Here is a 23,585-nt window from a genome sequence, read left to right on the forward strand (position 1 = left end):
AGAAACGGGGTTCTTACTCATGGCAATTAACTTATCTAAAGGTCAAAAAATTGATTTGACGAAAACAAACCCAGGATTGTCCAAAATTACGGTTGGTCTCGGCTGGGACACAAATAAGTACGATGGCGGTAAAGATTTTGACTTGGACGTATCCGTATTTTTGGCGAATGCGGACGGTAAAGTGGAAACAGAAAAGAACTTCGTCTTCTTTAATAATCCACAAAATGAGAACGGTTCTGTCGTTCATACCGGAGATAACCGTACAGGTGACGGTGACGGAGATGACGAGCAAATTAAAGTTGATCTGAGCAGCGTACCTGCTAACGTAGAAAAGATCGCATTTACGATTACTATCTATGAGGCACAAGAACGCAGCCAAAACTTTGGGCAAGTGTCCCGTGCTTATGCGCGTATCGTAAATGAGGCAAATAATGAAGAATTGGTTCGCTTTGATCTGGGGGAAGATTTCTCGATCGAAACAGGCGTTGTGGTAGGTGAACTATATCGTCATAGTGGTGAGTGGAAGTTCAATGCGATTGGCAGCGGCTACCAGGATGGTCTTGCAGGGCTGACACGCGATTACGGTTTGGCTTAAAAAATCTATACGAAGAAGGCAGGTATGCGGTATGACTATTAGTCTTTCCAAAGGACAACGTATTGATCTGACCAAAACAAATCCAGGCTTGACTCGCGTCGTCGTAGGTCTTGGATGGGATACCAATAAATATAGTGGTGGCGCTGAATTTGACCTGGATGCTTCGGCTTTCCTGCTGTATGAAGATGGTAAAGCGAAGGCAGCTGACGATTTTGTATTCTACAACAATCCAACCGGTGGAGCCGGGGCTGTTACTCATACGGGCGATAATCGCACAGGTGAGGGCGACGGGGATGACGAGCAGATTATTGTTGATTTTGCAAAAGTTCCAGCGAACATCCACCGTATCGGGATCACGGTTACGATTTATGATTATGAGGCACGTGCGCAAAACTTTGGACAAGTGTCCAATGCTTTTGTACGGGTGGTAGATGCGGCTACAGATCGTGAAGTGCTGCGCTACGATTTGGGTGAGGATTTCTCCACCGAAACGGCCGTGGTTTTCTGTGAATTTTACCGTCACAATGCGGATTGGAAGTTCCAGGCGATCGGTAGCGGCTTTGCTGGTGGATTGGGTGCGCTTGCTAAAAACTATGGCTTGGACGCTCAGTAATATCCACTTGGGGTGGTGTCCATTGGGGCGCTGCCCTTTCTTTTTAAGCCAGGAATGGCGTACGCTGACACATGACAAACGGACAGAAAGGTGACACAATCATGGCTGTTATCGTAGTAAAGGGACAGAAGGCGGATTTGACGAAAACCAATCCGGGTTTGACCCATGTCAATGTAGGGATCGGATGGGAGTCACCAGCCGCTCTGGAGCTGGATACTTCCGCATTTTTACTGGGTCCCGGAGGAAAAGTATCGGGCGATGAGGATCTGATCTTTTACAATAATCCGACCACCCCTTTTATCACTTATTCAGATGGACAACAGTCCGGTGACAAGAAACAATTTTCCCTGGATCTAACCAAAATTCCTTCACATATTGAGAAGATTGCGTTTACGCTTACCATTTATGATGCGGATCAAAAACGGCAAAATTTTGGACAGGTTCAAGGCGGATCTATACGTTTTGCTCATCCGGTTAGCGGAGAGGTTTTGCGCTTTAATTTGGACAGTGGATTTACAGTCGAAACGGCTATTGTTATAGGTGAGCTGTATCGCCATAACGGTGAATGGAAGTTTAACGCGATTGGCGCGGGTTTTTCCGGTGGATTGGATGCGTTGTGTGGAAATTTCGGAATTGAAGTGGAAAATAGTCCGGCGCCAGTTCCTACACCACCTCCAGTTCCTCAGCCCACACCGCCTCCGGCGCCTCCGGCTCCAAAGCCAGAGCCACCTGCAACTCCGGTGAATCTGAATTTGCGGAAAATTGAACTGAAGAAAAAGGGCGATACCATTAATCTGAAGAAGGGCTCCAGTGGTGGATTAGGTGAAATCCTGATCAACCTGAACTGGAATCAGGTGCAGCAGAGCAAGGGCTTCTTCAGTCGTGGCTCCAAGGGTGTCGATCTGGATCTGGGCTGCTTGTATGAGATGAAGAACGGAGATAAAGGTGTTGTTCAGGCGCTCGGAGAAGTTTTTGGTTCTCTGAATCGCTTCCCGTACATTGCCCTGGATGGCGATGATCGTACAGGCTCTGTGAAAACAGGGGAAAATCTCCGCATTAATGGCGCTAAAATTTCTGAGATCAAGCGAATTTTGGTATTCACGTTCATTTATGAAGGAGTCACGAACTGGTCACAAGCGGACGGGGTGGTCACGCTGTACCAGAAGGATGGTCCGGACATTATCGTTCATCTGAATGAACATGACAACCGCAAGGGAATGTGTGCAATTGCCATGATCCAGAATGTGAACGATGAAACGTTCAGTATTGAGAGACTCGTGCAGTTCTATGGCGGTCATCGTGAGTTGGACCGTGCACATAACTGGGGCATGCGCTGGTCGCAGGGTAGTAAATAAACTGAATTATCGGAGGCACTCTTTTCATGTTGAATGATTTATTTCGAAATATCAGCGAGAACTACGGTCACTTCTTTTCATGGAGTGATGTTGTATCTACACTTACTGACCCGGTGAGCTGGGGGATTATTGGTACTCTCATTTTGCTGGAAGGTCTTTTGTCGGCGGATAATGCCTTGGTTCTCGCGGTTATGGTTAAGCATTTACCGAAGGAGCAACAGAAGAGAGCCTTGTTTTACGGGATTTTGGGTGCCTATATATTTAGGTTTCTGGCCATTGGCTTGGGTACATTCCTTATCAAGTTCACGTTAATCAAGGTGTTGGGCGCGGCCTATCTTCTCTATATTGCTTATAAGGGCTTATTCAAATCCGAAGCAGACGGAGAAGTGAAAAACAAGCCTACTTCCTTCTGGAAAACGGTATTAATGGTCGAACTGATGGATATTGCCTTCAGTATTGACAGCGTCATCGCCGCTTTTGGTGTGAGCGAGAAAGTATGGGTTTTATTCCTGGGTGGTGTTCTTGGCGTTCTGATGATGCGTGGTGTTGCTCAAGTATTTCTCAAGCTCATTGATAAATTTCCGGAACTGGAACAGACAGCCTTTATATTGATCGCCATTATTGGAGGTAAAATGCTGGCTGCTGCTTTTGGCTTTCATATGCCGCAACTCTTGTTCTTCGGCATTTTGATCGCCGTCTTTGTAGGTACGATGGTTATGAGCTCGGCAAAAAGAAAGAAAAAGGCCGACAAAGAGGCTTAATGTACAAAGTATAGCGAAATCCCTCCTGAAATTAAGGGGGGATTTCTTTTATACCCGAGGCACAGGGCTTCAGTCAGGCAAGAAAGAGCAGGAGGAGGAGAAGGCCCTGAAATATTTTAATGATTTGACCTTTGAGGAAATAGAAGCGATCTTTTGTACGCCACCAGTGGAGTTTCATAACCGCTCTCCCAAAAGTATATTAGCATATGCTGTGGGTGCGGCTTTGTATATGCCTGCGACCCGCTCGGAGGTAGCGGAAGAGATCAAAAACGGAAAGCACGAAGGATTAACGACGGTCATGCTGGATTTGGAGGATGCTATAGGAGATCAGCAGGTCGGACAGGCGGAACAATCACTGGCGCAGCAGTTGCTTCAACTCATGTCGTATGTACGGACAGGTGTGATGAGTGAACAGAGCTTGCCGCTGCTGTTTGTACGTGTGCGCTCTGTGGAACAGCTGGAACGGCTGCTGAGCGGGTTGGGAGAATCTTTAACACTGCTGACCGGCTTTGTTTTGCCCAAGTTCTCTTCTGATAATGGTCGGGCGTATTTTACACTTCTTGCCGAATATAACCGGAGTATGGGTACAGCGGCTAATGCTCCTATATTGTATGGTTTACCAATTCTCGAAAGCTCCAAAATCATTTACCGGGAAACGCGCTGGAAAGAGCTACTGAAGATCAAAGAGATTTTGGACGAGTATCAGGAGTATGTACTAAATGTGCGCATTGGAGCAACTGATTTCTCCAGCCTGTTTGGTTTGAGACGTAGTCCGGATATTACAATCTATGAAATTGCCGTCATTCGGGATTGCATTGCGGATATTATTAACCTGTTTGGACGGGTGGGCTCGGATTATGTCATTTCCGGTCCTGTATGGGAATATTTCTCTCATCGGGAACGTGTATTTAAACCCCAATTAAGAGTGTCGCCTTTCGAAGATGCATTTGGCAAGCGGGGACGCAACCTGCGGATGGACTTTATTTCAGATGCGATGGACGGACTGATCCGGGAAGTCATGATGGACAAAGAGAACGGGATTATCGGCAAAACGATCATCCATCCCTCCCATATTAAGCCGGTACAGGCCATGTACGTGGTGACACATGAGGAGTATATGGATGCCCTCGCCATTATGGAGCGTAATGACGGTAGTCTGGGTGTGTTCAAAAGCACTTATGCCAACAAAATGAATGAAATTAAGCCACACCTGAATTGGGCTCATCGTATTATTAGTAGATCAAAAGTATACGGGGTGTTACATGAACAACAACATTTTGTCAGTCTCTTACCCAAACACGAAAACACATCTGCTTCCCATCTTGGAGCAGTTCAGCGTTAAAATTACCGAGACACATAATCCATTCCACCTTCCTGTGGACAAGCTATTTGCAATGGCGGCACGGGTGAACAAGAAGCGTGCGTTTTTGTTTGTCAGCAAGGTACTGGGCAAGCATATTCCAGTGAATCCTTACACCTCTCTGCTCAGTGGTGCGGCGCTGGCAATCTTGCTGTATAAGGAGTTTGTCCCACATACGGAACAACAGATGGATCAGCTCATCGGAGAAGCCGTAAAAGGGCTTCTGAACGTGGAATATGCGGAAGAAGCCTATCGAAGGCTAATGAATGAGCGTTTAACTTTTGCCGAGCCCATCAAGTTTGTTGGTTTTGCCGAGACGGCTACGGCACTGGGACACAGTATGTACCATGTGTTTGCGGACGGTGCTTCGTATATTCATACGACGCGTGAGGATATTCCGAACCTTCTGCCGATCATTCGGTTTGAAGAAGAGCATTCGCATGCTGTTGATCATCGCTGCTATGCACTGGATGAGCATGCATTTGCCGGAGATGGTCCCATTGTGCTGGTAGATGATGAGATTACGACAGGTAAAACGACCCTTAATATCATTCGGGATATTCAGGCGCATTTTCCAAGGAAGCAATATGTGATTGCTTCGTTATTGGATTGGCGGACAGACAGCGATGAGCAAGCTTTCACCGATCTGGAGGCAGAGCTGGGTATTACGATTACGCCTTTAAGTTTGCTCAAAGGTAAAATCCAATTACTGGGATCTCCCATCCTGGATCACGTAGAATACGCTGGACAGACCAGACATACCGAACATGCTGCTACTAGCTTGGTCGAGGATACGGCAGAAGCTTCTGGAATAATTGACCACTGTTTTGAAAAGAATGCTTTCAGTTTTGAGCGAATACTGCACAGCTCCATCTCAACGGACGGGTACGCCAATATGGTGCCTTATTTGAAATATACAGGCCGTTTTGGCCTGCAATCCGCTGATAATACGGCGTTGAATGCAGAAATTACGCGTGCAGCAGAACGATTGAACAAGCTTCGTTCAGGCCAGCGCACGTTGGTGATGGGTACGGGTGAATTCATGTATATTCCCATGCGGATTGCAGCAGAGTTAGGCCCGAATGTATTTTATCAGTCCACGACACGCAGCCCGGTTTACCCTCATCGAGAAAAAGGGTATGGCGTAGCTTGTGGTGTGACCTATCCCTCGCCCGATGACAATACAGTACGCAATTTTATTTATAATGTAGACCCCGGTCAGTATGACGAAATATTTGTTTTGCTGGAAAGGGAGTCGAACCCAGAGCGAATGCAGCCTATGCTGGATGCTTTGACCCGCCTGGGCTGCGATAAAGTACATGTGGTTTATTTTAACCGTTTAACTAGCCAGGAGAGTAAAGGAGCGCGGATATGAAGCAAGTACTCATGGAGCAAATACAGCAAAAGAACATTCATCCGCCCGAGCCGTTAGGCAGCTATCCTGCATCGGATGTCACTTTCTTATTGAAGGATTTGAGTCGTGTTACGTTGGAAAAAGGGACGGAGGATCGTGAAGAGGCGATTCAGTCGGGTATCCATTATTCCGAAATGTTGCCAGTGGAATATGAGCCTACAGCGGAGTATATTGCTCTGTTTCACGAAACACTTGCCCAATCTGCTGCAAAGGTTGCGCTGGCCGCAGCTTCTGTGGCTGAGATGATTGTAAGAAAAAGGGGGCTAAACACGGCAATTGTTTCGCTTGCCCGAGCGGGAACGCCCATCGGTATCTTGATCAAGCGTTATATTGACTGGAAGTATGGCGTTTCCTTGCCGCATTACAGCATTTCCATTATTCGCGGCAAAGGCATTGACCGGAATGCCATTTTGTATATTTTACAGCAGCATGGGCTGGATATAGAGCTTCAGTTTGTAGATGGCTGGACGGGAAAAGGAGCGATTCGGCAGGTGCTGATCGAGGCTTGTCGTGAGATGAACGCAGACTACGGATTGCGTCTGAATGATGATCTGGCGGTGCTGGCCGATCCAGGGAGATGCTCGGATACCTTCGGTACACGGGAGGATTATTTGATCCCGAGTGCTTGTCTGAATTCGACCGTATCGGGTCTGATGAGCCGGACGGTATTGCGCGATGATCTGATAGGTCCGGACGATTTTCATGGGGCCAAATTTTATGAATCCTGGCGGTCAGTGGATCAGTCCAATACGTTTGTAGATACGGTTTCGGGTTACTTTCAAGAGGTGGCTGCAACTGCCGCTGCGTATGCTGAACAGATGACATTGAATCCACCTGCGGTGACATGGCAGGGCTTGCGGGATATCGAGTCCATTCAAAAGGCTTTTGGTATTCGGGATATCAATCTGGTCAAGCCCGGTGTGGGGGAGACGACCCGTGTGCTGCTGCGCAGAGTGCCGTGGAAAATCCTGATTAATCGTGAAGACAATCCGAATCTCCGTCATATCATGCTGCTGGCACAGGATCGTGGCGTACCTGTCGAGGTTTTTGAGGGATTGACCTATTCCTGCTGCGGGATTATCAAGCCACTCAAGGGGGAACAAGGATGATTTATGCAAGCGACCTGGATCAGACGCTGATATACTCCAAACGTTCGCTTGGCGTACCGCTGGAGTCCGCGGGGCTGTTGCCTGCGGAACACATTGACGGCGCAACAGCGGCGTTTATTTCAGCACAGGCCCTCCAACTGCTGAAGACGCTGCCGGAAAATATCATGTTTATGCCTGTGACAACTCGCACGATGGCACAGTATCGACGGATCACCGTATTTCAAACAGAGTTGGTTCCAGCTTATGCCGTGACGAGCAATGGTGGTAACATCATCGTCGGGGGCGAGGTAGATCGAGAGTGGAATCGGCGTATTCACGCACAAGTACGCCGAGAGGGTGCCGATGCGGAAGAAGCACGTCAAGTGTTCGGACAGGTACTGCATGAGGACTGGGTTGTAAATGAGCGTTTCTGCGACGAGTTATTTTATGCTTTTGTGATTGAACGGGATCGTATGCCGCTGGAGCAGGTGTTGGAGAAGGCACGAATCATGCGTGAAATGGGCTGGGAGGTATCCATTCAGAGACGAAAGGTGTATCTTGTGCCTGCTGCCGTGAACAAGCAGGCAGCCGTGGAGCATATTCGTCATCTTACAGACGGTGGACCTGTTGTGGCGTCCGGCGACTCATTGCTGGATCGCTGCTTGCTGGACTATGCCGACTATGCAATTGCTCCGCGTCACGGTGAGCTGTACAGGGAACAGCTACGGGATGAGTTGGAGGTCAATTACAGCTTTACGGAGTTGTCAGGTGCTTATGCGGCGGACGAAATCATGGCGTATGTTTATGAAATACACCGGATTGTGTCTGCAACTCGAGCTTCATTTTCAGAATAGATAGGGGTGTAGCTCTGTGAAGAAGGTCAAGGTGTATTTTAACCGCTGGTTTTCAGTGGCGTATCATTATATGAATGCTATTCGTAACAATAAGGACGGTATTCCGTTCGAAATCTATGCGACCCACTCAGATCCTGAGCATATGGCTCTGCAGGCCAGTGATGTAGCTGAAGTGGAGCCATGCACAAGTGGTGTGGAGTATGCACGTTTTTGCGCCGATTTTTGCAGACGTCACGCAATTGATGTATTTATTCCACGCTGGAATATGCTTGATATCAGTAGGCATCTTCATTTGTTCGACGATATTGGAACCAAGGTAATTGTCTGCCGGGATACCGAACTGCTGGAGCAACTGATGGAAAAGGATTTATTTTATGAATCCATTCGACAAAAAGACATTGTCGCGATCCCGGATTATGCCATTGCCAGCAATGCAGAGCAGTTTAAAGAGGCTTATGAATCGTTAGCAGCACGCGGGCATAAGGTATGCTTCAAGCCATGTAATGCAGAAGGCGGAATGGGCTTTCGTATTATCGACAACGAACGTAATCCGCTGGAGGAGCTGTTCGGCCATGCGCTGAACCATATTTCCTTCGAGGAGGCACATCGTGTGTTGTCATCCACAGAGTCATTCCCCAACCTGATGGTGATGGAGCTGCTGGAGGGCTACGAATACAGTATTGATTGCCTGGCTGACCGGGAGGGGAAGCTGCTGGCAGCAGTTCCGCGCAGAAAGGCAGGAGGACGATTGCGGCTGCTGGAACAGCATACCGAGCTACTGGATGTGGCGCATAAGGTGGCTGAGGCGTATCACATTCCGTACAATTATAACATTCAGGTAAAATATAACGGCGAGCGTCCCAAGCTGCTAGAAATCAATCCGCGGATGTCCGGAGGGCTCCATGTATCATGCTTGTCCGGCATCAATTTTCCTTATCTGGCGGTGAAATCGGCTTTGGGTAATGAGGTCGGTCCACTTTATCCGCAATACGACATTTTAGCCAGTCATATCGAGCAACCGATCACCATACGTAAATCCTTACATTGACACATGTAGAGTGTATTTTCTACAATATGGTAAGGGTTTACGTCAGGAGGTACAAGCTATGACGTCAAAAATGTGGGGCACCACCATTGCTGTGGTCAGCTATCTGGTTGCGCTTTTACTGAGTTATTGGTTGCCACTGTATGTATGTTTGGCAATTCCGGTCATTTCTCTAGGAGGATATAGCGCCATTATGTCTCTCCGCCATCCTCGTCCCAATCTGACCGGTTCCGTGATTCCGATCGTACAGGAGGAGGTTGCTGATCCAGGGCAGCCAGTTCAGGAAGCTTCTGCTCCATCAGAGTCTACAACAGGAAAACCACGTGTACCAGACCCGATTTCCAGTGAATTTGCTCAGGTGATGGAGTATCTGGAGGTACTGGAGGATATGGTGATTTCTGAGGGACAGAAGGATGCGCTCGATAACGAAATTGTCGAGAAGGGACTGGCTCTGTTTGCACGTTTGCAACGGGTTATTCCGCTTTTACATGAATTAAATAATAGCGAAGTGAACCACACGGTTCGGAGGTTGATTTTAAGAGACCTGAACGGGCTAATTAACCCGTTTCTTCGGCTCAGCGGCGAAGCCAAGCGGACCAACCGGAGGACATTATTAAACGGGTTGCGAGATGTGGATAGCAAAATATCAGTGATTGTATCCACGGTGGAGCACAAGGATTTGATGGAATTACAGAGCAAAGCCGAGCTGATTCACCAGCGGTACAGCAGTTCCGAATTGTAAGTTCTCATTTTTTAGGAAAATAAAAAATCAGCAGCATAGCTGCCCTGAATAGCAACGATTTGTCTCGGGTAACCGTTGTATTCAGAATAGGAGGTAGCATTATGGCCACCCCATGGGCTGAATTAAAAAAAGAAGATGAACAAAAGGTGACCGAGGAGGCTTCACAGCTGATTCAGAAGGTATCACAAAGCGATGTCATGAGCCTGGATACCTTAATGGATGATATCGGTAAGCTGGGAGTGAAAACGCAGGAGCGTGCTGGGCAGACTCTTCGGATGCTGGACCGCCCGGTGAATGATCTCATGTCAGGTGATCGGGCCGAGGTATCGAACATGATCTTAAAGCTGCGGGATGAATGTGAAGCGCTCCAGCAGAGTAAAAATGTGAGTTTTTTTGGCAAGCTTATACGCAAAAGCCCACTAAAAAACTACATTTACAAGTATCAGTCTGTTAAGACGAACATCGAGAAAATCATTACTGCCCTAAGAGATGGCAAGGACAATCTGGAAGAAAACATTGTCAGCATGAGACAGCTGAAAAGGGCTTCCATTGAAGAAATCTACAATTTACAGACGAAGATTGCTTTTGGCAATCGATTAAAAGAGCTGTTCGAGACGGAGATTGCCAAGCCGGAGAATGAAAACCGTAAGCCTCATCTGGAGCGGGGATTACGTAAGGTGGTTACACGCACGCAGTCGATGACTGAAATGATTTTGTTGTATAATCAGGCGATAGCGGCAACGGATATTATTAATGATAATAATGATAAGCTGATTGACTCTGTAAATAATGCGATTGATAAAACATCGAATCTGATTACCGTATCGGCTATGATCGCGATGGCGCTGGCCGATCAGGACAAAATCATTTCAGCCGTCGATGCGACCAATCGCACCATTGAAGACCAATTCAAGGAAAACGCCAAGCTTCTCAAAACGACGACCGAGAGAACGACGGATTTACTTAGCAAACCTTCTATGTCACTGGAGGCTGTGAATCAGGCGATTGGTGATTTGGTAGCCGCTTTGGATTTATCGGAAAAATCCAACCGTCGAATTATTGAAAGCTGCCAGGATTATACGAGCAAAATGACGACAATTAATGCTAGCCTTAGCCAACGTTTGGGGATCGAAGGGAAAGAACAGTCCGCAACGCTGAAGAATAACGATTCCTCCGATGGTCTAAGCTCGTTTCTGAACTAATCATAACCAATTAAAATTATAAACCTAACCTATTGAAAAGACGCCAGGGTGCCCTGAAGGCGTCTTTTTTGGTTTGACAGTGGCCAATAAAGGACATGATAAACATACATAGCATTCTCGTGCATAAACTCTTAAAAAAGCGAACACAAAGGAGAGAACGAGCGTATGATGTCCTTTATTTTGGTGTGTGTGATTGTCTACTTACTCGTGGCTGCCAGTAGCGAAAAAGCCGATTCTATAATGGAATTAAATGATTCTATGAAATAAAATTTTTTATTGAAAACCATGCATTTTCTGATAGGATAGAGTTAAATATTGGAATCCAAAAGGAGAATGCATGCTGGAATTTTCATTTGAAATCATCGACGAATCGAAAATCAACATTGTGTATCAGTATGGAAGCAGCAGCTTTAATTTCAATTTGTTTTTTAATTACGGTGTGTGGACACTGCATCCTTTTGACGGGATTCTGCTGCAAAATAAGGAAATGTGCCGTTTGATTGTTGCGGAACTGTTTAAGAACAAAGATTTTCATGTCATGCTGGCACGGGAAAATATTTTATTGTCGGCCCTGCGTACCTCTATTGATCTCAATCCAGAAATAAGAGGAGAGCGGTATCAAGAACAGGAGCCCGATGAGCTGTCTGAATTTGCGGAGACGCATAGCTTTGAAGAGGTGCTGCAAATCGAGCAGGATTCCATTCGCGAGCGTATGGATTTTTTCCAAAACATCATTCAAAAAATGTATATGGAAGGATTCGGTCCAGAAGACAGTGATTTTAACAAGGTACAAGCTATCATCCGAATTTACAAAGACGCACATGACCAACTCGGAGATTTGAGCGACTTCCCCTTGAGAGGCGACGAACGACGCAGATGGTAGAGTAGACGGTACCAAGGAAGAGCCTTCTGCTGATCCGGCCTTTGTTATTTTTATTAATGATGGTGGTGTGAAGCGTGGAAAAGGAGACAACATCGACAATGCGGTCATTGATTCGTCGGGGGAACCGATTTTCTGGCAATTTGTCGGTGTGGGTGAGTCTGATTTTGGTGTATTAAAAAAGCTCGATAATATAAAAGGCCGCGTGGTAGATAACGCCAACTTCTTTCAAATTCAAGCTATCGAATCTATGGAAGACAATGAATTATATGAACTACTGCTGAACGAGTTCCCGTTATGGCTGCAAGAAGCAAAGGAAAAGTATATTTATTAAGTGACCCGCGAGAAGGTCACTTTTTTTCAAAGTTTCCATCTTGCGGATCACAGTTCAAACCCACAGACTGTCTCTTTTTCGTTATCTATCTCGTGTTAGCATAGTGAGCCATGGTGATTACTGCCCATTTAGTCATCACTACCCAAAAGATACTGGTATTTTTCTGATTCATTGCGAATATCGACGGCAAGCTCTTCGTATTGGGCTGAAAGAATGATAGTACGAATACGTTGCGCTTCTGGATCTTTTGGCTCCAGGAAGCCTTCTTCAATCCACCTTTTAATTTTTTCTCTTACCGTCCGTTCACCAGCATCCAATAACCTACAAATCTCAGTTATTGAAGAGGCATTTTGCTTAAATACCAATTGACGGAATAGCGAGCGTTGCTGTATGTCCAGTTTACGGATCAGTTCAGGTTCTACCCTGAGCATCTCGCTATTTTTTTGTCGAACAATTTCTGATGCTTCTGAGTATACTTCGGCTAATCCATTCAAAAAGTATTCTAACCAAAGGGTTATATCTGCATCATTGCGACCAAAATAATAGTTATGGGAAAGTTTCATTTGCAATGCACGGTAATAATCACTCAGGTTTCGATCATAGAAATTTTCTAAGACAAACAACCCTTTCAGACCATAACCCCCTCTACGCAAAATGTATGTGGCGATCATACGAGCGGTTCGTCCGTTGCCATCCATGTACGGATGAATAGTTAGAAACTGCCACATTGCTATTCCTGCTTGAATCGGAACAGCTAAATTCACATTGTGTGGTGAATTGATCCATGCAATCAAGTCTTCCATCAGAGTAGGAACATCTTGAGACTCCGGTGGGAGATAAAAGCCTGTCTGATTGCGGTCGCCAACTTTGTTTTGTTCATTGCGGTATTCGCTTAGCTTGGGTCTCCGCCCATGTACTACTTTGATGATAGCATGCAGTTTTTTAATCCATTCCTCGGTAATAGGCAGTTCACGCTGCTCCGACTCATCAAGAAATTCAATTGCCTTCATCAAGTTATAAATTTCTTGTTCCTCATCATTTTTACTGGATTTATAAAGAACCCTACGCTTGGCTTCATTGTCCAGTGTGTTACCTTCCATTTTGGTTGAAAGAAGTACAGTAACTTCTTGAGCTTCTTTTTTTAATTCCTCAAGAATCGTTGCCGGAAGTGGAAGCTGTTCTACAACTACGCTGGAGCGTTCTATTTTCAGTAAGTTATTAATCATTGACGACGTAATAGTATATCTCGGTTTAAACATAATAAAACCCCCTCTTAATTGTATTTTAACACATTTACCGCTAAATTACCGCAAATCAAATAATAATTAGTGATTTTAATGAAAAATCACTAAAAAAAGAGCCCCACGAATAAACTTCGCGGAGCTCTCTCTTTTATTGTTTTTCAGTTATTAGTTTCTAGGAAAAATGTAGTCCAAGTTAATCACCTCGGACTACCACGTTCAAACTACTACACCCACTCTAAAACGTATAGAAGCATTAATGGCGGTTGCCAGCGAAGCGGGCAGAATTGTTCTGGAGAAGTGGAGCGTTCGGTTAAAAGCTTTCCGAAGGAAAGCTCGCATCGTAAGCATAAGCTGTCCCCGGATTTTAACCTTTACAAGTTTTATACAATAATAAAAATCTGGGGGCGGTGGCGATCGGAAGAACAATCTGCACGCGCAGCGCCTACCAACCGCAAGAAAGCTTCTCATACGCCTAACCCATCCCCATTAAAATCATCGAGCAAAGCACAAGCCCCGTCCCGCACCCCGAGGTATACACCTTGAGGTGACGGAGTATGGACGTTTTCCAGGCCGATAGAGCTTCACCGGAACGCAAGCGTTCGTTTTCCGCCTGTAGTACCTTGGATTGGCGTGGGGCGTACATAAGTTTTACATTATAGAACATTAGTCAAATTTTCGTCACAGGTTTTCCATTTTTATAAGGCTAACATTCCGCTTATTCCTCTCGACGAGTATCCTGCGGTATGTTATGATGATACTCTGATAACGTGTTAACGAACTAAAGCGTTTGCCGCCTGTTTTGGGATACGGGGGTCACCATTGTTGGAGGGGAAAAAGATGAGAAAAGCAGCCATGTTTACGATGATGATTGGATTGATTATGATCGTGCTGGCCGGATGTTCCGGCGGTAAGGATAGCAGCAAGTTGATTATTGGAATTGATGATAAATTTGCGCCGATGGGCTTTAGAGATGAAAATAACGAATTGACCGGCTTTGATATAGACTACGCGAAGGCGGCTGGAGAACAAATGGGCAAACAAGTGGAATTCCAGCCGATTGACTGGTCTTCCAAAGAATCTGAGCTGAACAGCGGACGTATTGATCTGATCTGGAATGGATACACCATTACCGATGAGCGCAAGCAAAAAGTGCTGTTCACGAAGCCATATCTGAAAAATAGTCAGGTTATTGTCGTTCCGGCTGCTTCCAGTATTACTAAGCTGGCCGATCTGGCGGGCAAAACCGTAGGTCTTCAAACGTTGTCCTCGGCTGCCGATGCATTGGACGCAAACCCGATCAAAAGCAAATTGAAGCAAGTATCCGAGTTCCCGGATAACGTTCTCGCTTTGACGGACCTGAAGACAGGACGTCTGGATGCGGTTGTCATTGATGAGGTTGTTGCCAAATATTATATGTCCAAGGAACAAGGCACGTATAAGCTGCTTGATGAATCGCTGGCTCCTGAGGAATACGGCATCGGCGTGAAAAAAGGCAATGAAGAGCTGTTGACGCAGCTGCAATCCGCTCTGGATGAGCTGCACAAGAACGGAAAAGCGGCTGAAATTTCGAAAAAGTGGTTCGGTGAAGATAAAGTATTGAACTAATACGTAATGTATTGAACTAAGGGTTTAGGAGTCGAAGGTCATGAGTATGGAATATATTTTGCGAATTGTGAAGCCTATGCTTGAAGGGGCGCAGATGACGGTTATTTTATTTTTCATCACGCTTATCCTGTCCATTCCGCTGGGTTTTATCGTTACGTTGCTGGCGAAAAGCCGGATTAAGCCTGTTGCTTGGCTGATGCATACGTACATTTATGTTATACGCGGCACGCCGCTTTTGCTGCAATTGTTGTTCTTTTGTTTTGGTCTGCCGATGTTGCCTGTCATTGGGGAGTATCTGGTACTGGATCGGACAACGGCTGCGGTACTGGCATTTGTGCTGAATTATGCGGCTTATTTCGCCGAAATTTTCAGAGGCGGGATGTTGTCGATTGATAAAGGGCAATACGAGGCTTCGCAGGTGCTGGGCTTGAGCAAGTCACAGACGTTGATTAGAGTCATTGTGCCACAGATGGTACGGATTGCTTTGCCTGCGGTCACTAATGAGGCGACAACGCTGGTGAAAGATACGGCGCTGCTGTATGCGGTGGCCGTACCGGAACTGCTGCATTTTGCGAATACGGCTGTGAATCGTGATTTTACGATTGTACCTTATGTTGTAGCGGCTATTATTTATTTGTTATTGGCTTTGGCACTGACGCTGTTCTTCAGGGCACTGGAAAAACGCTTTAAATTTGAGTAAAAGGAATGTCGGGATATGAACACTAACGCAATTGAAGTAACCGATTTAAAAAAATCGTTCGGCAAGCTCGATGTTCTGAAAAGAGTGAGCTTTAACGTTAAGGCGGGGGAGGTTGTAGCCGTCATCGGTCCTTCAGGTTCAGGCAAAAGTACCATGCTGCGCAGCCTGGTTCATCTGGAGGATGTGACGGGTGGGACAATCCGCATTCATGATAAAGCACTGGTGGAAAATGGTCTCTATGCCCCGGCAGGCGATATTAAGAGCATTACCACCGGGATGGGCATGGTATTCCAGCATTTTAATCTGTTTCCTCATTTGACAGTGCAGGATAATCTGGAGCTCGCTCCAAAGTTGGTCAAAAAGGTAAGCAAGGCCGAGCTGCGCCGCCAAAGCGCTGAGCTGTTGGCTAAAGTCGGCTTGGCGGATAAAGCCGATGCGTATCCGTCCCGATTGTCGGGTGGACAGAAGCAACGGGTGGCGATTGCCCGGGCAATGATGATGAATCCCGACATTTTGCTATTCGACGAGCCGACCTCGGCCCTTGATCCCGAGCTGACAGGTGAGGTGCTGCGGGTCATCAAAAAGCTGGCTGAGGAGCACATGACGATGGTCATCGTGACCCACGAAATGAATTTTGCGAGAGATGTGGCGGATCGCGTCATTTTTATGGACAATGGCGAAATTGCGGAATCCGGTACACCGGAGCAGATTTTTGGCAATCCGCAGCTGGAGCGGACGAAGGTGTTTTTGAATCGGGTGGGGGATTAAAAACATAGTTGCTTGTTTGGGCGTGTCGGGGAGGCGCTGCGCGTGCAGATTGTTCTTCCGATCGCTGTTATCCCCGGATTTTTTCATTGGAATAGAAATTTAAAGGTGAAAATCCGGGGATAAAGGCGAACGCTCCGCTTCTTCAAAACAATTCTGCCCGCTCCGCTTACCGACCACCTGTACAAGTAACATGTTTTTAAGCAGGAAGTGTGAGTAAGAATAAGAGCAAGGGAGATGGCAAAGCGCTATCTCCCTTTTGCAGTTGCAGGGCCTACTGCAAACCAGGCTCAAGGCCCCGATCCTTAAGCTGATAGCGGATAAAAATAAAGTGATGGCAACGAAATAGCTTGTCAGTGTAAAAAGTAAAGTACTCTTTTCTCCATCATTTTTCTTATAGCTCATTACCCGCAACAAATTCTTTCTCACCGCTAAATACTTCAATCATCGTCATTGCCCCTGTTCGGTATCCATGGATGAACGCTGCTGCGGAGTGCAGGGAAGTTGACTCGCTTAATAAATCAAACATGGCTTCAATATGCTCAAAATCGACTGCGGGTAATTTATTTTTTAGCATCTCCATATATTCACTAATTTTTTGGTTCACTTTTTGAGACTCAGGGTCGGTTGACTTAATTTGTTCACTGGGACGCCAATTCCCATAATACATGTCCTCCAAAATCATTTTCATCATGCCCCCTATGAATACTGATTATTTATATAAGTTGAGCTAAAGATGTACATACGGCGCCACTACGTGGTCGGATGGTGCTTCCCATCGCTGTTGTGTCCGGATTTCTTAATCAAGCTAAGAAGGTTGAAATCCGGACACAAAGGCGAACGCTATCGCTTGTACAGCACCATTCCGCCCACTTCGTTCTTATTCTACTTGTTGTACTCTTTAAATAAATTTTATGCGAAAAACGCATAAAAATCAATATGCAGTTTTCGCATATTGTAAACTTTACTTGGGTGATGAGCAATGTATAAGAGAATTCGCGATTTACGTGAGGACAAAGACTTAACACAACAGAGCATGGCCGACTTCTTAAATATCTCACAAACGACCTACTCTCGATATGAAAATGGGAGTTTGGACGTTCCAAGTGTTGTCTTAATCAAATTAGCAGATTTCCACAAGGTGAGTATCGACTTTATTCTAGGTCAGACAGATAACTCTGAACGTTGTACAGGTAAAAAGAATAGCATGCAAAATAAAGCTCTTTGATGACCGCAGGAGCTTTATTCCAATATTTGTTATACACTTTGTAGGAAAATATTTAACTTTAATAAAATGAATTTAGGAGAATCTGTCTGTTCTAATTGAGAGTTTTTGCATATGAATTGATTTATTGGGTGAATCAATCTTCCTGCACTCCGCAACAACGTTCGCCAACGGGTATTTGGGATGCCATTTACCATATTACATATCTTTTTCATCACGCTTCCCTATGGAAACTGATTTGTTTATATGAGTTAAAGACAAATAAATAATTTTATGCGAAAAACGCATAAAAATCAATATGCAGTTTTCGCATGTTGTAAACTTTGTTTGGGTGATGAACAGTGTATAAGAGAATTCGTAGTTTACGTGAGGACAAAGACCTAACACAACAAAGTATGGCTGACTTCTTACAAATCTCACAAACAACCTATTCCCGATATGAAAATGGGAACCTGGACGTGCCAAGCGTTGTTTTGATCAAATTGGCGGATTTCCACAAGGTGAGTATCGACTTTATTCTTGATCAGACAGATAATCCTAAACGTTACAAGTAAAAAGGCATAACATGCAGAGTAAAGCTCCCGTGATGATTCACAGGAGCTTTATTGCTGGAATATTCATTGAATCGTCCCATCATAATGTTCCGAGAAAATAAAGTGTTTTCTTTGTGCTTAGATTAAGATAAGAATCTTTTTAAAATACTACATGCTCCCGTGTATCTTTTTTAATTAATAATTGGAAATGGAATATAATGAGGAGGACGTAGCCCAAGCGAAGGCCCGGGAGCGTCCTTTTTTACTGAACTAACAGGCAGGATAGTTGAATAAAGGTATATTATAATTTGGATATTAAAACCGCTTAAATCGAATAATCTGGAGCGATAATATGATAAGAGTAGATGTCGTATATGCATTAATTTATAACGAAGATAGGGAAGAAATTCTGATGGTTAATAACCAAGGGAGCAGTTGGTCTCTTCCTGGTGGTGCAGTCGAAATAGGAGAACCTCTCGAACAAGCAGTTATCCGTGAGACTAAGGAAGAAACTGGTTTAACAATTGAAGTTGAAAATATCGTAGCAGTAAATGAAGCATTTTTTAAGGAGAAGGGACATCACGCTTTATTTATAACCTTTAAAGCGAAAATTATAAAAGGAGAAATTTCAATACAAGATGAAAATGAAATTTCGGGAGTAGAATGGGTAGGAATACAAAGGGCTAATGAATTAATGCCTTACCATCCTACTGGTGTACAAAAGTTACTTAAATACTCTTCAATTTATACTTTCCAAGGCTAAGCTAACGGGAAACGATAGCGCAACCTATTGCTTTTACTATTTTAAGAGACAACATGCTAGTATATGTTTGTACCAGTTAACCCCTGAGTCTAACGTGGAGCAGTGACGCATCGGCAAGCTTTATACTTTATTTTTCAGTCTAAAAAAATTTTTTCGGAACACATAACCGTGTTATGGTACTTGCTAAAGGACAGAATTCTGTCCTTTTTTAATATACCTTCGATCTCAAACCCCAGTTTTTTATACTGAAGTGTACCCCTTAAAATAGACATTAGATCTCTTAGTACGAGCGGGCAGATTAGCTTAATAAATGATATGCTTTAAAAAAGCAGATCATTTGACCAAGAGGAGAGGTACATTCATGCGGTACCATGAATTTTATATCGGACAACGATTTAAAACCAAGTCTTTAACATTAACAAAAGAGGATATTACCAGATTTGCAGCGGAGTTTGACCCACAATATATGCATTTGGATGAAGATAAAGCAACGGAGGGAAGATTTAATGGAATCATAGCCTCAGGAATTCAAACGCTAGCAGTTTCATTTAAGCTTTGGGTTGAAACGGGCACTTATGGTGATGATGTCATTGCCGGAACGGCTATGAACAATATTAGATTTATGAAACCCGTGTATCCGGGAGATGAATTATATACAATTGTGGAGGTAACTGCACTTAGAGAGAAACTGAACGAAACAGGAATAGTTACTGTTATGCTGACGACTTTCAATGATAAGGATAAGAAAGTATTTGAAGGTGAATTGTCCGTTTTAGTTAAGAAATAAGGTGGATTAGAGAACATTTGTTCTTTATAATGGTTTTAAGGTGAGGACTGCCTGCTGGTGGTAAATTAAATGTTTGATTTATAGTTCCACCTTACGATGTGCTTTGAGAGCTACAGGTTGCTCCTGAAAATAGATTTATGGAGGAAGTAAGATGACTAAAGAGGAAATAATCAATTACTGTCTGACTTATCCCGACGTTTATAAAGACTACCCTTTTGACGAAAAATGGACTGTAATACGTCATAAGGATAATAAAAAAATATTTGCGATGATTTACAAGCATGATGGTCACCTTTGCATCAACCTCAAATGTGAGCCAAGCCGAGCTGATTTCCTGCGCAGCATATTTGAAGATGTTAAGCCGGGATATCATATGAATAAAGTGCATTGGAATACCGTTATTCTAGATGGCAACATGCAAGAGGATGATCTTTTTGAAATGGTGCAACATAGCTTTCAACTGACGAAGCCGAAGAAAAAGAAAGAAAGGACATAATCCCTAAGATTCTTTACATACGCAGACTCCAAATTCTCTGTCTCTCCATCAATAAAAAAATTTGAGGAAAAGCGATAAGATAGCCATTTAATGACCATCTTATCGCCTTATATTTAATTTGACAGTTTAGTTGGATCAATCCCTAGGGGGAATGTTTCTTCAAAGCGATTCTTTCTTTCGTATAAGTCATACCAAACTTCTGCAATGTAATCAGGATCACCTGCTGTACCCGGCTGTATGAAGGTTCCAATGGATAAATGTCCAACAAATATGCCTTTTTCTTTTAATTCATTGTGCAGGTTTGTCGCATAGTTGCGAAGGCCCGACATAACGATTCCAACATTTCCGATAAAAGGCAATGGAAACATGGCAGATAAGCCTGTTGTAAATAGAATCGCTCCTGATGCATTTTTAATCATCTCTGGTACTACTTCGTTGACGGCAAGAATTGCAGGCAACAGATAGCCATTTACTTGTTTTAAGACATTTTCAGGCGTTGTTTCTAAAACATGTCTGAATTTATCCGGTCCTGCATAAGGACTAAATTCGAGTACATCAATACGACCGAAATCTTTTTTAGCAGCTTGTAACGCTTCTTTTAGAGCTGTCAAATCCGTGACATCTGCGACATAAGACTTCGCTTCAATATTTAGCTTGTTTAGTTGATCCACAATATTCGACAATTTCTCGGGATTGCGTGCAATAGCAGCTACCTTAAAGCCTTTCTCCCCGAATTTTTTCGCAAGAGATAATCCCAACCCAGGTCCCGCACCAATGATTGCAATAGTTTTCATCCTTCTTAAACTCCTTATGAGTGATATTATTAAACGAACGCGTGTTGCTTTAATAAACATACAGCCGATATCTAAGCAGCACAACCAACAATAAGGTGGGGAATGTTGCTATAGCAACAAAAATGAAAAATTGTCGGGTTAGGAGTGAGTGAAGTGGGGACAAAAGTTAGGAATATACGAATGACTCAAACGAAGCAGTCTTTGATTAACGCTTTTGTTAATTTAGTGAATGAAAAGGATTTTGAAAAAATCACAGTTGCTGATCTAACCAAAGGGGCTCAAGTGAATCGTGCTACTTTCTACGCGCATTTCAATGATAAGTACGAATTATTGGACTACATTGTTGGTGAGTCTGCTTCGTCTGTCGTTAAAAATCGCACATCTGGAATTGTAAAATTCGATAAAGAAAGCATATATCAACTCGTTCTAGCCGTATGCGACTATCATCAGCAACCGAATATTCAATGTCGCCGCAGTTATTTAAGTTTAATTCCGCAATTGAAAGACAAAATGTTAATTGAGTTGAAAAAATATTTATCCAGAAGTTTAGAAATCATATATACAGACACCGAGAAGAGTTTTTATGTACCGATTTATGCCAACATCATCCTTGAGGCTGGTTACCTATGGGCTTCTGGGGAAGTAGCATTTGACAAAGAGATAATAGCCAAGAAAGTCTCATTATTAGTATTAGGAGATAACAGTCTTCCGAGAAATTAGTTTACGATAACGAGGAATGATAGTTAAATATAAAAGTACTAAATGGGTAACGACCTTCAACTAACGGGAGACGTTAGTTCAATACAACAGCGGCAGTCTAAGACTTTATTGTCCGGTCCTAGGCTTTAATTCCAGAAATCCGAGTGCTAGAAGTGAAGAAAAGGGATTTGCAGACAAAGCAAAGCACTTCAAGGCAAAAGGTTACTTTTGCCGTTTAAAGTGCTTTTTTCTGTACTTATGCGATGTATTAAAAATTTGCTAGTCATGATTGAGCTCTTGGATATTATAGTTTTCTTGCTTTGACTACAAAAGTTACAGGAAGCATCTTTGCTTTTTTTGCAAAATCACTGTTATCGTCCCACGATTGTATAATTTCATCATCAGATTGCTCAATCATTTGCTCAATTACAAATCCCGCTTTTGCCAACGCATTCACATAGGTTGATAGTTTACGGTCCGATAATGTTAGCGTACCTTCATCAAGTGATACTGAATACCAAGATTCATCAAAATAACATTTTTTAAAAGTAAGCATATTATTTTCTGCAACAACACATTTGTGTATAGGATGAGACCAACTGAAAATAAATGTACCGTCTTTTTTTAGGTAAGAAGCGATCCGGCAAAAAGTACCCTCAAGGTCGGTGGTCCAGCCTATGGCATAAATCGAATAAACGAAGTCAAAATAATCCTCCGGTATACCACATTCTTCTTCCATGGGAGAACAGATCAATTTTGCTGAAAGACCGCACGACGTCAAATGTTGCGTAGTCTTTTCGATTTGTTTTTCTGATATATCTGTACCCCATAGTTCAAATGCTTTGCGTTCCCCCAGATATTGTAAGGATTGACCGCTTCCACAGCCTATTTCCAGCATCCTTTTTCCTGAGACATCGCCAAAAAGTTGGCATTTTTCTTCTGAGACAAATGCTCCATAGAAAGGAAGTGCGGTTGTTCCTAAGATGTCATTTCCTTTTGTATCCCAAAAGATGCTGTTTATTGTATGTATAGAATGCTTGTCCATGTCAACCGAGATAGCGCTTCCAACCTCGCAAGCGCCTATAATGTTTGTTCTATAAACAGAATTCTTGTCCATGCCGGTACCATCCCCCAATATAAATAATATGAGTCTAAATGTATATCCCGACTTGCGTGTTATTCTAATAACACATATCGAACACGAACACTCTGCGCTATTAATCCCCGAATAATGTACCATTTTTTTATGAACAAATCTACCTAAAATATTCCATCCGTCGTCCGTTTGATCTCACAGACATGACCGACCCATCCTGTGGCAATGGTACCGGCCTGCAGCATGATATCAGTAAATTTTGCATAGAAAACTTGCTCTCTATCTAAATTTTCTGTTTCGCCATCAATCTGTAATCTTAATTCAGACAACGCTGTCGCATCCTTGTTGATTGCCGATCTAACATTATAATGCAGCCCATTCACATAAAATTCTTGCTCGTTAATGACCATGATACACCCCATTCTTTTTGAGTTAATGTGTTCGACTTGTTCTGTGGAGCAACCTTCCTGCCCCTTTTTCTGTACATAGCAAGAAGCTGCAAGCCTTCTTGCTGCTCCGTATTAGCAGTCCCCCTACCGCCCCAATTCCCTAAAAAGGGCGATGACTTTACGGCGGTTGGTCAGCGGAGCGGGCAGAATTGTTCTGGAGAAGCGGAGCGTTCGCTTTTGTCCCCG

General features: G+C 43.9%; 25 protein-coding genes and 3 pseudogenes. 22 read left to right on the plus strand and 6 right to left on the minus strand.

Features of this window, described 5'->3' with window-relative positions:
- The first annotated feature begins 19 nt into the window (after positions 1–19).
- From KQI_RS0114180 to KQI_RS26905, 13 genes and pseudogenes are all read left to right on the plus strand, one after another.
- On the plus strand, positions 20–595 hold the full coding sequence (locus KQI_RS0114180; RefSeq protein ID WP_010347450.1) for a TerD family protein: 576 nt from the start codon (positions 20–22) through the stop codon (positions 593–595).
- 31 nt (positions 596–626) lie between these two features.
- Positions 627–1,208, plus strand: coding sequence for a TerD family protein (locus KQI_RS0114185; protein WP_010347451.1), 582 nt, complete (start codon positions 627–629; stop codon positions 1,206–1,208).
- A gap of 101 nt (positions 1,209–1,309) precedes the next feature.
- Complete coding sequence (locus tag KQI_RS0114190) at positions 1,310–2,563, plus strand: TerD family protein (RefSeq protein ID WP_010347452.1); 1,254 nt, start codon at positions 1,310–1,312, stop codon at positions 2,561–2,563.
- A gap of 26 nt (positions 2,564–2,589) precedes the next feature.
- Positions 2,590–3,324 carry a TerC family protein gene (locus KQI_RS0114195; protein ID WP_010347453.1) on the plus strand — a complete coding sequence of 245 codons (735 nt, stop codon included), beginning with the start codon at positions 2,590–2,592 and terminating at the stop codon, positions 3,322–3,324.
- Between the two features lie 166 nt (positions 3,325–3,490).
- Positions 3,491–4,666, plus strand: a complete 1,176-nt coding sequence (locus KQI_RS0114200) for an HpcH/HpaI aldolase/citrate lyase family protein (protein WP_039774435.1) — start codon at positions 3,491–3,493, stop codon at positions 4,664–4,666.
- Positions 4,667–4,718: 52 nt separating this feature from the next.
- The gene (locus KQI_RS0114205; protein WP_010347455.1) at positions 4,719–6,059 is read left to right on the plus strand and encodes a phosphoribosyltransferase family protein; all 1,341 of its coding nucleotides are present in this window, start codon (positions 4,719–4,721) and stop codon (positions 6,057–6,059) included.
- Positions 6,056–7,207, plus strand: a complete 1,152-nt coding sequence (locus KQI_RS0114210) for a cysteine protease StiP family protein (RefSeq protein WP_010347456.1) — start codon at positions 6,056–6,058, stop codon at positions 7,205–7,207. Before KQI_RS0114205 ends, KQI_RS0114210 begins: the two co-directional genes overlap by 4 nt.
- Positions 7,204–8,040: an HAD family hydrolase gene (locus KQI_RS0114215; RefSeq protein ID WP_010347457.1), complete on the plus strand. Its 837-nt coding sequence runs from the start codon at positions 7,204–7,206 to the stop codon at positions 8,038–8,040. The genes KQI_RS0114210 and KQI_RS0114215 overlap by 4 nt, the downstream gene beginning before the upstream one ends.
- A gap of 16 nt (positions 8,041–8,056) precedes the next feature.
- Complete coding sequence (locus KQI_RS0114220; RefSeq protein WP_010347458.1) at positions 8,057–9,088, plus strand: ATP-grasp domain-containing protein; 1,032 nt, start codon at positions 8,057–8,059, stop codon at positions 9,086–9,088.
- Positions 9,089–9,146: 58 nt separating this feature from the next.
- A complete protein-coding gene (locus KQI_RS0114225; protein ID WP_010347459.1) occupies positions 9,147–9,827 on the plus strand; it encodes a hypothetical protein in 681 nt (226 codons plus the stop codon).
- A 101-nt stretch (positions 9,828–9,928) separates the two neighbouring features.
- Complete coding sequence (locus tag KQI_RS0114230) at positions 9,929–11,029, plus strand: toxic anion resistance protein (RefSeq protein ID WP_010347460.1); 1,101 nt, start codon at positions 9,929–9,931, stop codon at positions 11,027–11,029.
- A gap of 337 nt (positions 11,030–11,366) precedes the next feature.
- On the plus strand, positions 11,367–11,912 hold the full coding sequence (locus KQI_RS0114240; protein ID WP_010347462.1) for a hypothetical protein: 546 nt from the start codon (positions 11,367–11,369) through the stop codon (positions 11,910–11,912).
- A gap of 10 nt (positions 11,913–11,922) precedes the next feature.
- A pseudogene (locus KQI_RS26905) lies at positions 11,923–12,243 on the plus strand (VWA domain-containing protein); the annotation flags it as partial.
- Between the two features lie 128 nt (positions 12,244–12,371).
- On the opposite strand, the gene KQI_RS0114250 reads toward KQI_RS26905, so the two are convergent.
- Positions 12,372–13,502 carry a Fic family protein gene (locus KQI_RS0114250; RefSeq protein ID WP_010347464.1) on the minus strand — a complete coding sequence of 377 codons (1,131 nt, stop codon included), beginning with the start codon at positions 13,500–13,502 and terminating at the stop codon, positions 12,372–12,374.
- An 822-nt stretch (positions 13,503–14,324) separates the two neighbouring features.
- On the opposite strand from KQI_RS0114250, the gene KQI_RS0114255 reads away from it, so the two are divergent.
- The 3 genes from KQI_RS0114255 to KQI_RS0114265 are packed head-to-tail and all read left to right on the plus strand — an operon-like array spanning position 14,325 to position 16,560.
- Complete coding sequence (locus tag KQI_RS0114255) at positions 14,325–15,092, plus strand: amino acid ABC transporter substrate-binding protein (RefSeq protein ID WP_007428999.1); 768 nt, start codon at positions 14,325–14,327, stop codon at positions 15,090–15,092.
- Between the two features lie 40 nt (positions 15,093–15,132).
- Positions 15,133–15,792 carry an amino acid ABC transporter permease gene (locus KQI_RS0114260; RefSeq protein WP_010347465.1) on the plus strand — a complete coding sequence of 220 codons (660 nt, stop codon included), beginning with the start codon at positions 15,133–15,135 and terminating at the stop codon, positions 15,790–15,792.
- Positions 15,793–15,807: 15 nt separating this feature from the next.
- The gene (locus KQI_RS0114265; protein WP_010347466.1) at positions 15,808–16,560 is read left to right on the plus strand and encodes an amino acid ABC transporter ATP-binding protein; all 753 of its coding nucleotides are present in this window, start codon (positions 15,808–15,810) and stop codon (positions 16,558–16,560) included.
- Positions 16,561–16,951: 391 nt separating this feature from the next.
- Here the strand turns inward: KQI_RS0114265 and KQI_RS0114270 are convergent, their stop codons facing one another.
- Positions 16,952–17,251, minus strand: a complete 300-nt coding sequence (locus tag KQI_RS0114270) for a DUF6809 family protein (RefSeq protein WP_241763919.1) — start codon at positions 17,249–17,251, stop codon at positions 16,952–16,954.
- Between the two features lie 288 nt (positions 17,252–17,539).
- Here KQI_RS0114270 and KQI_RS0114275 point away from each other — a divergent pair, with 288 nt between their 5' ends.
- The 3 genes from KQI_RS0114275 to KQI_RS0114285 all read left to right on the plus strand — a co-directional run bounded on the left by KQI_RS0114275 (position 17,540) and on the right by KQI_RS0114285 (position 19,078).
- Positions 17,540–17,785, plus strand: coding sequence for a helix-turn-helix domain-containing protein (locus tag KQI_RS0114275; protein WP_010347469.1), 246 nt, complete (start codon positions 17,540–17,542; stop codon positions 17,783–17,785).
- A gap of 338 nt (positions 17,786–18,123) precedes the next feature.
- Positions 18,124–18,336, plus strand: coding sequence for a helix-turn-helix domain-containing protein (locus KQI_RS0114280; RefSeq protein ID WP_010347470.1), 213 nt, complete (start codon positions 18,124–18,126; stop codon positions 18,334–18,336).
- Between the two features lie 331 nt (positions 18,337–18,667).
- A complete protein-coding gene (locus KQI_RS0114285) occupies positions 18,668–19,078 on the plus strand; it encodes an NUDIX hydrolase (protein WP_010347471.1) in 411 nt (136 codons plus the stop codon).
- 134 nt (positions 19,079–19,212) lie between these two features.
- On the opposite strand, the pseudogene KQI_RS28530 reads toward KQI_RS0114285, so the two are convergent.
- Positions 19,213–19,323, minus strand: a pseudogene (locus KQI_RS28530) (GNAT family N-acetyltransferase); the annotation flags it as partial.
- 116 nt (positions 19,324–19,439) lie between these two features.
- On the opposite strand from KQI_RS28530, the gene KQI_RS0114290 reads away from it, so the two are divergent.
- Together KQI_RS0114290 and KQI_RS0114295 are read left to right on the plus strand one after the other, a co-directional pair.
- Complete coding sequence (locus tag KQI_RS0114290) at positions 19,440–19,865, plus strand: MaoC family dehydratase (RefSeq protein ID WP_010347472.1); 426 nt, start codon at positions 19,440–19,442, stop codon at positions 19,863–19,865.
- A 151-nt stretch (positions 19,866–20,016) separates the two neighbouring features.
- Positions 20,017–20,361: an MmcQ/YjbR family DNA-binding protein gene (locus KQI_RS0114295; protein ID WP_010347473.1), complete on the plus strand. Its 345-nt coding sequence runs from the start codon at positions 20,017–20,019 to the stop codon at positions 20,359–20,361.
- Between the two features lie 113 nt (positions 20,362–20,474).
- On the opposite strand, the gene KQI_RS0114300 is transcribed toward KQI_RS0114295, so the two are convergent.
- Positions 20,475–21,155, minus strand: a complete 681-nt coding sequence (locus KQI_RS0114300) for an SDR family NAD(P)-dependent oxidoreductase (RefSeq protein ID WP_010347474.1) — start codon at positions 21,153–21,155, stop codon at positions 20,475–20,477.
- Positions 21,156–21,335: 180 nt separating this feature from the next.
- Between KQI_RS0114300 and KQI_RS0114305 the strand changes: the two genes are divergently transcribed.
- Entirely contained in the window at positions 21,336–21,875 is a 540-nt protein-coding gene (locus tag KQI_RS0114305; RefSeq protein ID WP_241763920.1) for a TetR/AcrR family transcriptional regulator, read from the plus strand.
- A gap of 283 nt (positions 21,876–22,158) precedes the next feature.
- Here the strand turns inward: KQI_RS0114305 and KQI_RS0114310 are convergent, their stop codons facing one another.
- Both KQI_RS0114310 and KQI_RS28990 read right to left on the minus strand, forming a co-directional pair.
- Positions 22,159–22,971, minus strand: a complete 813-nt coding sequence (locus KQI_RS0114310; protein ID WP_010347478.1) for a class I SAM-dependent methyltransferase — start codon at positions 22,969–22,971, stop codon at positions 22,159–22,161.
- Positions 22,972–23,222: 251 nt separating this feature from the next.
- A pseudogene (locus tag KQI_RS28990) lies at positions 23,223–23,360 on the minus strand (GNAT family N-acetyltransferase); the annotation flags it as partial.
- Positions 23,361–23,585: the final 225 nt, after the last annotated feature.

The organism is Paenibacillus peoriae KCTC 3763 (assembly GCF_000236805.1).
Lineage (GTDB): Bacteria > Bacillota > Bacilli > Paenibacillales > Paenibacillaceae > Paenibacillus > Paenibacillus peoriae.

Bases quoted from the DNA above. Each gene is read 5' to 3' on its own strand.
- KQI_RS0114180 (WP_010347450.1), top strand. From the start codon at position 20: ATGGCAATTAACTTATCTAAAGGTCAAAAAATTGATTTGACGAAAACA.
- KQI_RS0114185 (WP_010347451.1), top strand. From the start codon at position 627: ATGACTATTAGTCTTTCCAAAGGACAACGTATTGATCTGACCAAAACA.
- KQI_RS0114190 (WP_010347452.1), top strand. From the start codon at position 1,310: ATGGCTGTTATCGTAGTAAAGGGACAGAAGGCGGATTTGACGAAAACC.
- KQI_RS0114195 (WP_010347453.1), top strand. From the start codon at position 2,590: ATGTTGAATGATTTATTTCGAAATATCAGCGAGAACTACGGTCACTTC.
- KQI_RS0114205 (WP_010347455.1), top strand. From the start codon at position 4,719: ATGGCGGCACGGGTGAACAAGAAGCGTGCGTTTTTGTTTGTCAGCAAG.
- KQI_RS0114210 (WP_010347456.1), top strand. From the start codon at position 6,056: ATGAAGCAAGTACTCATGGAGCAAATACAGCAAAAGAACATTCATCCG.
- KQI_RS0114215 (WP_010347457.1), top strand. From the start codon at position 7,204: ATGATTTATGCAAGCGACCTGGATCAGACGCTGATATACTCCAAACGT.
- KQI_RS0114225 (WP_010347459.1), top strand. From the start codon at position 9,147: ATGACGTCAAAAATGTGGGGCACCACCATTGCTGTGGTCAGCTATCTG.
- KQI_RS0114230 (WP_010347460.1), top strand. From the start codon at position 9,929: ATGGCCACCCCATGGGCTGAATTAAAAAAAGAAGATGAACAAAAGGTG.
- KQI_RS0114240 (WP_010347462.1), top strand. From the start codon at position 11,367: ATGCTGGAATTTTCATTTGAAATCATCGACGAATCGAAAATCAACATT.
- KQI_RS0114250 (WP_010347464.1), bottom strand. From the start codon at position 13,502: ATGTTTAAACCGAGATATACTATTACGTCGTCAATGATTAATAACTTA.
- KQI_RS0114255 (WP_007428999.1), top strand. From the start codon at position 14,325: ATGAGAAAAGCAGCCATGTTTACGATGATGATTGGATTGATTATGATC.
- KQI_RS0114260 (WP_010347465.1), top strand. From the start codon at position 15,133: ATGAGTATGGAATATATTTTGCGAATTGTGAAGCCTATGCTTGAAGGG.
- KQI_RS0114265 (WP_010347466.1), top strand. From the start codon at position 15,808: ATGAACACTAACGCAATTGAAGTAACCGATTTAAAAAAATCGTTCGGC.
- KQI_RS0114270 (WP_241763919.1), bottom strand. From the start codon at position 17,251: ATGATGAAAATGATTTTGGAGGACATGTATTATGGGAATTGGCGTCCC.
- KQI_RS0114275 (WP_010347469.1), top strand. From the start codon at position 17,540: ATGTATAAGAGAATTCGCGATTTACGTGAGGACAAAGACTTAACACAA.
- KQI_RS0114285 (WP_010347471.1), top strand. From the start codon at position 18,668: ATGATAAGAGTAGATGTCGTATATGCATTAATTTATAACGAAGATAGG.
- KQI_RS0114290 (WP_010347472.1), top strand. From the start codon at position 19,440: ATGCGGTACCATGAATTTTATATCGGACAACGATTTAAAACCAAGTCT.
- KQI_RS0114295 (WP_010347473.1), top strand. From the start codon at position 20,017: ATGACTAAAGAGGAAATAATCAATTACTGTCTGACTTATCCCGACGTT.
- KQI_RS0114300 (WP_010347474.1), bottom strand. From the start codon at position 21,155: ATGAAAACTATTGCAATCATTGGTGCGGGACCTGGGTTGGGATTATCT.
- KQI_RS0114305 (WP_241763920.1), top strand. From the start codon at position 21,336: ATGACTCAAACGAAGCAGTCTTTGATTAACGCTTTTGTTAATTTAGTG.
- KQI_RS0114310 (WP_010347478.1), bottom strand. From the start codon at position 22,971: ATGGACAAGAATTCTGTTTATAGAACAAACATTATAGGCGCTTGCGAG.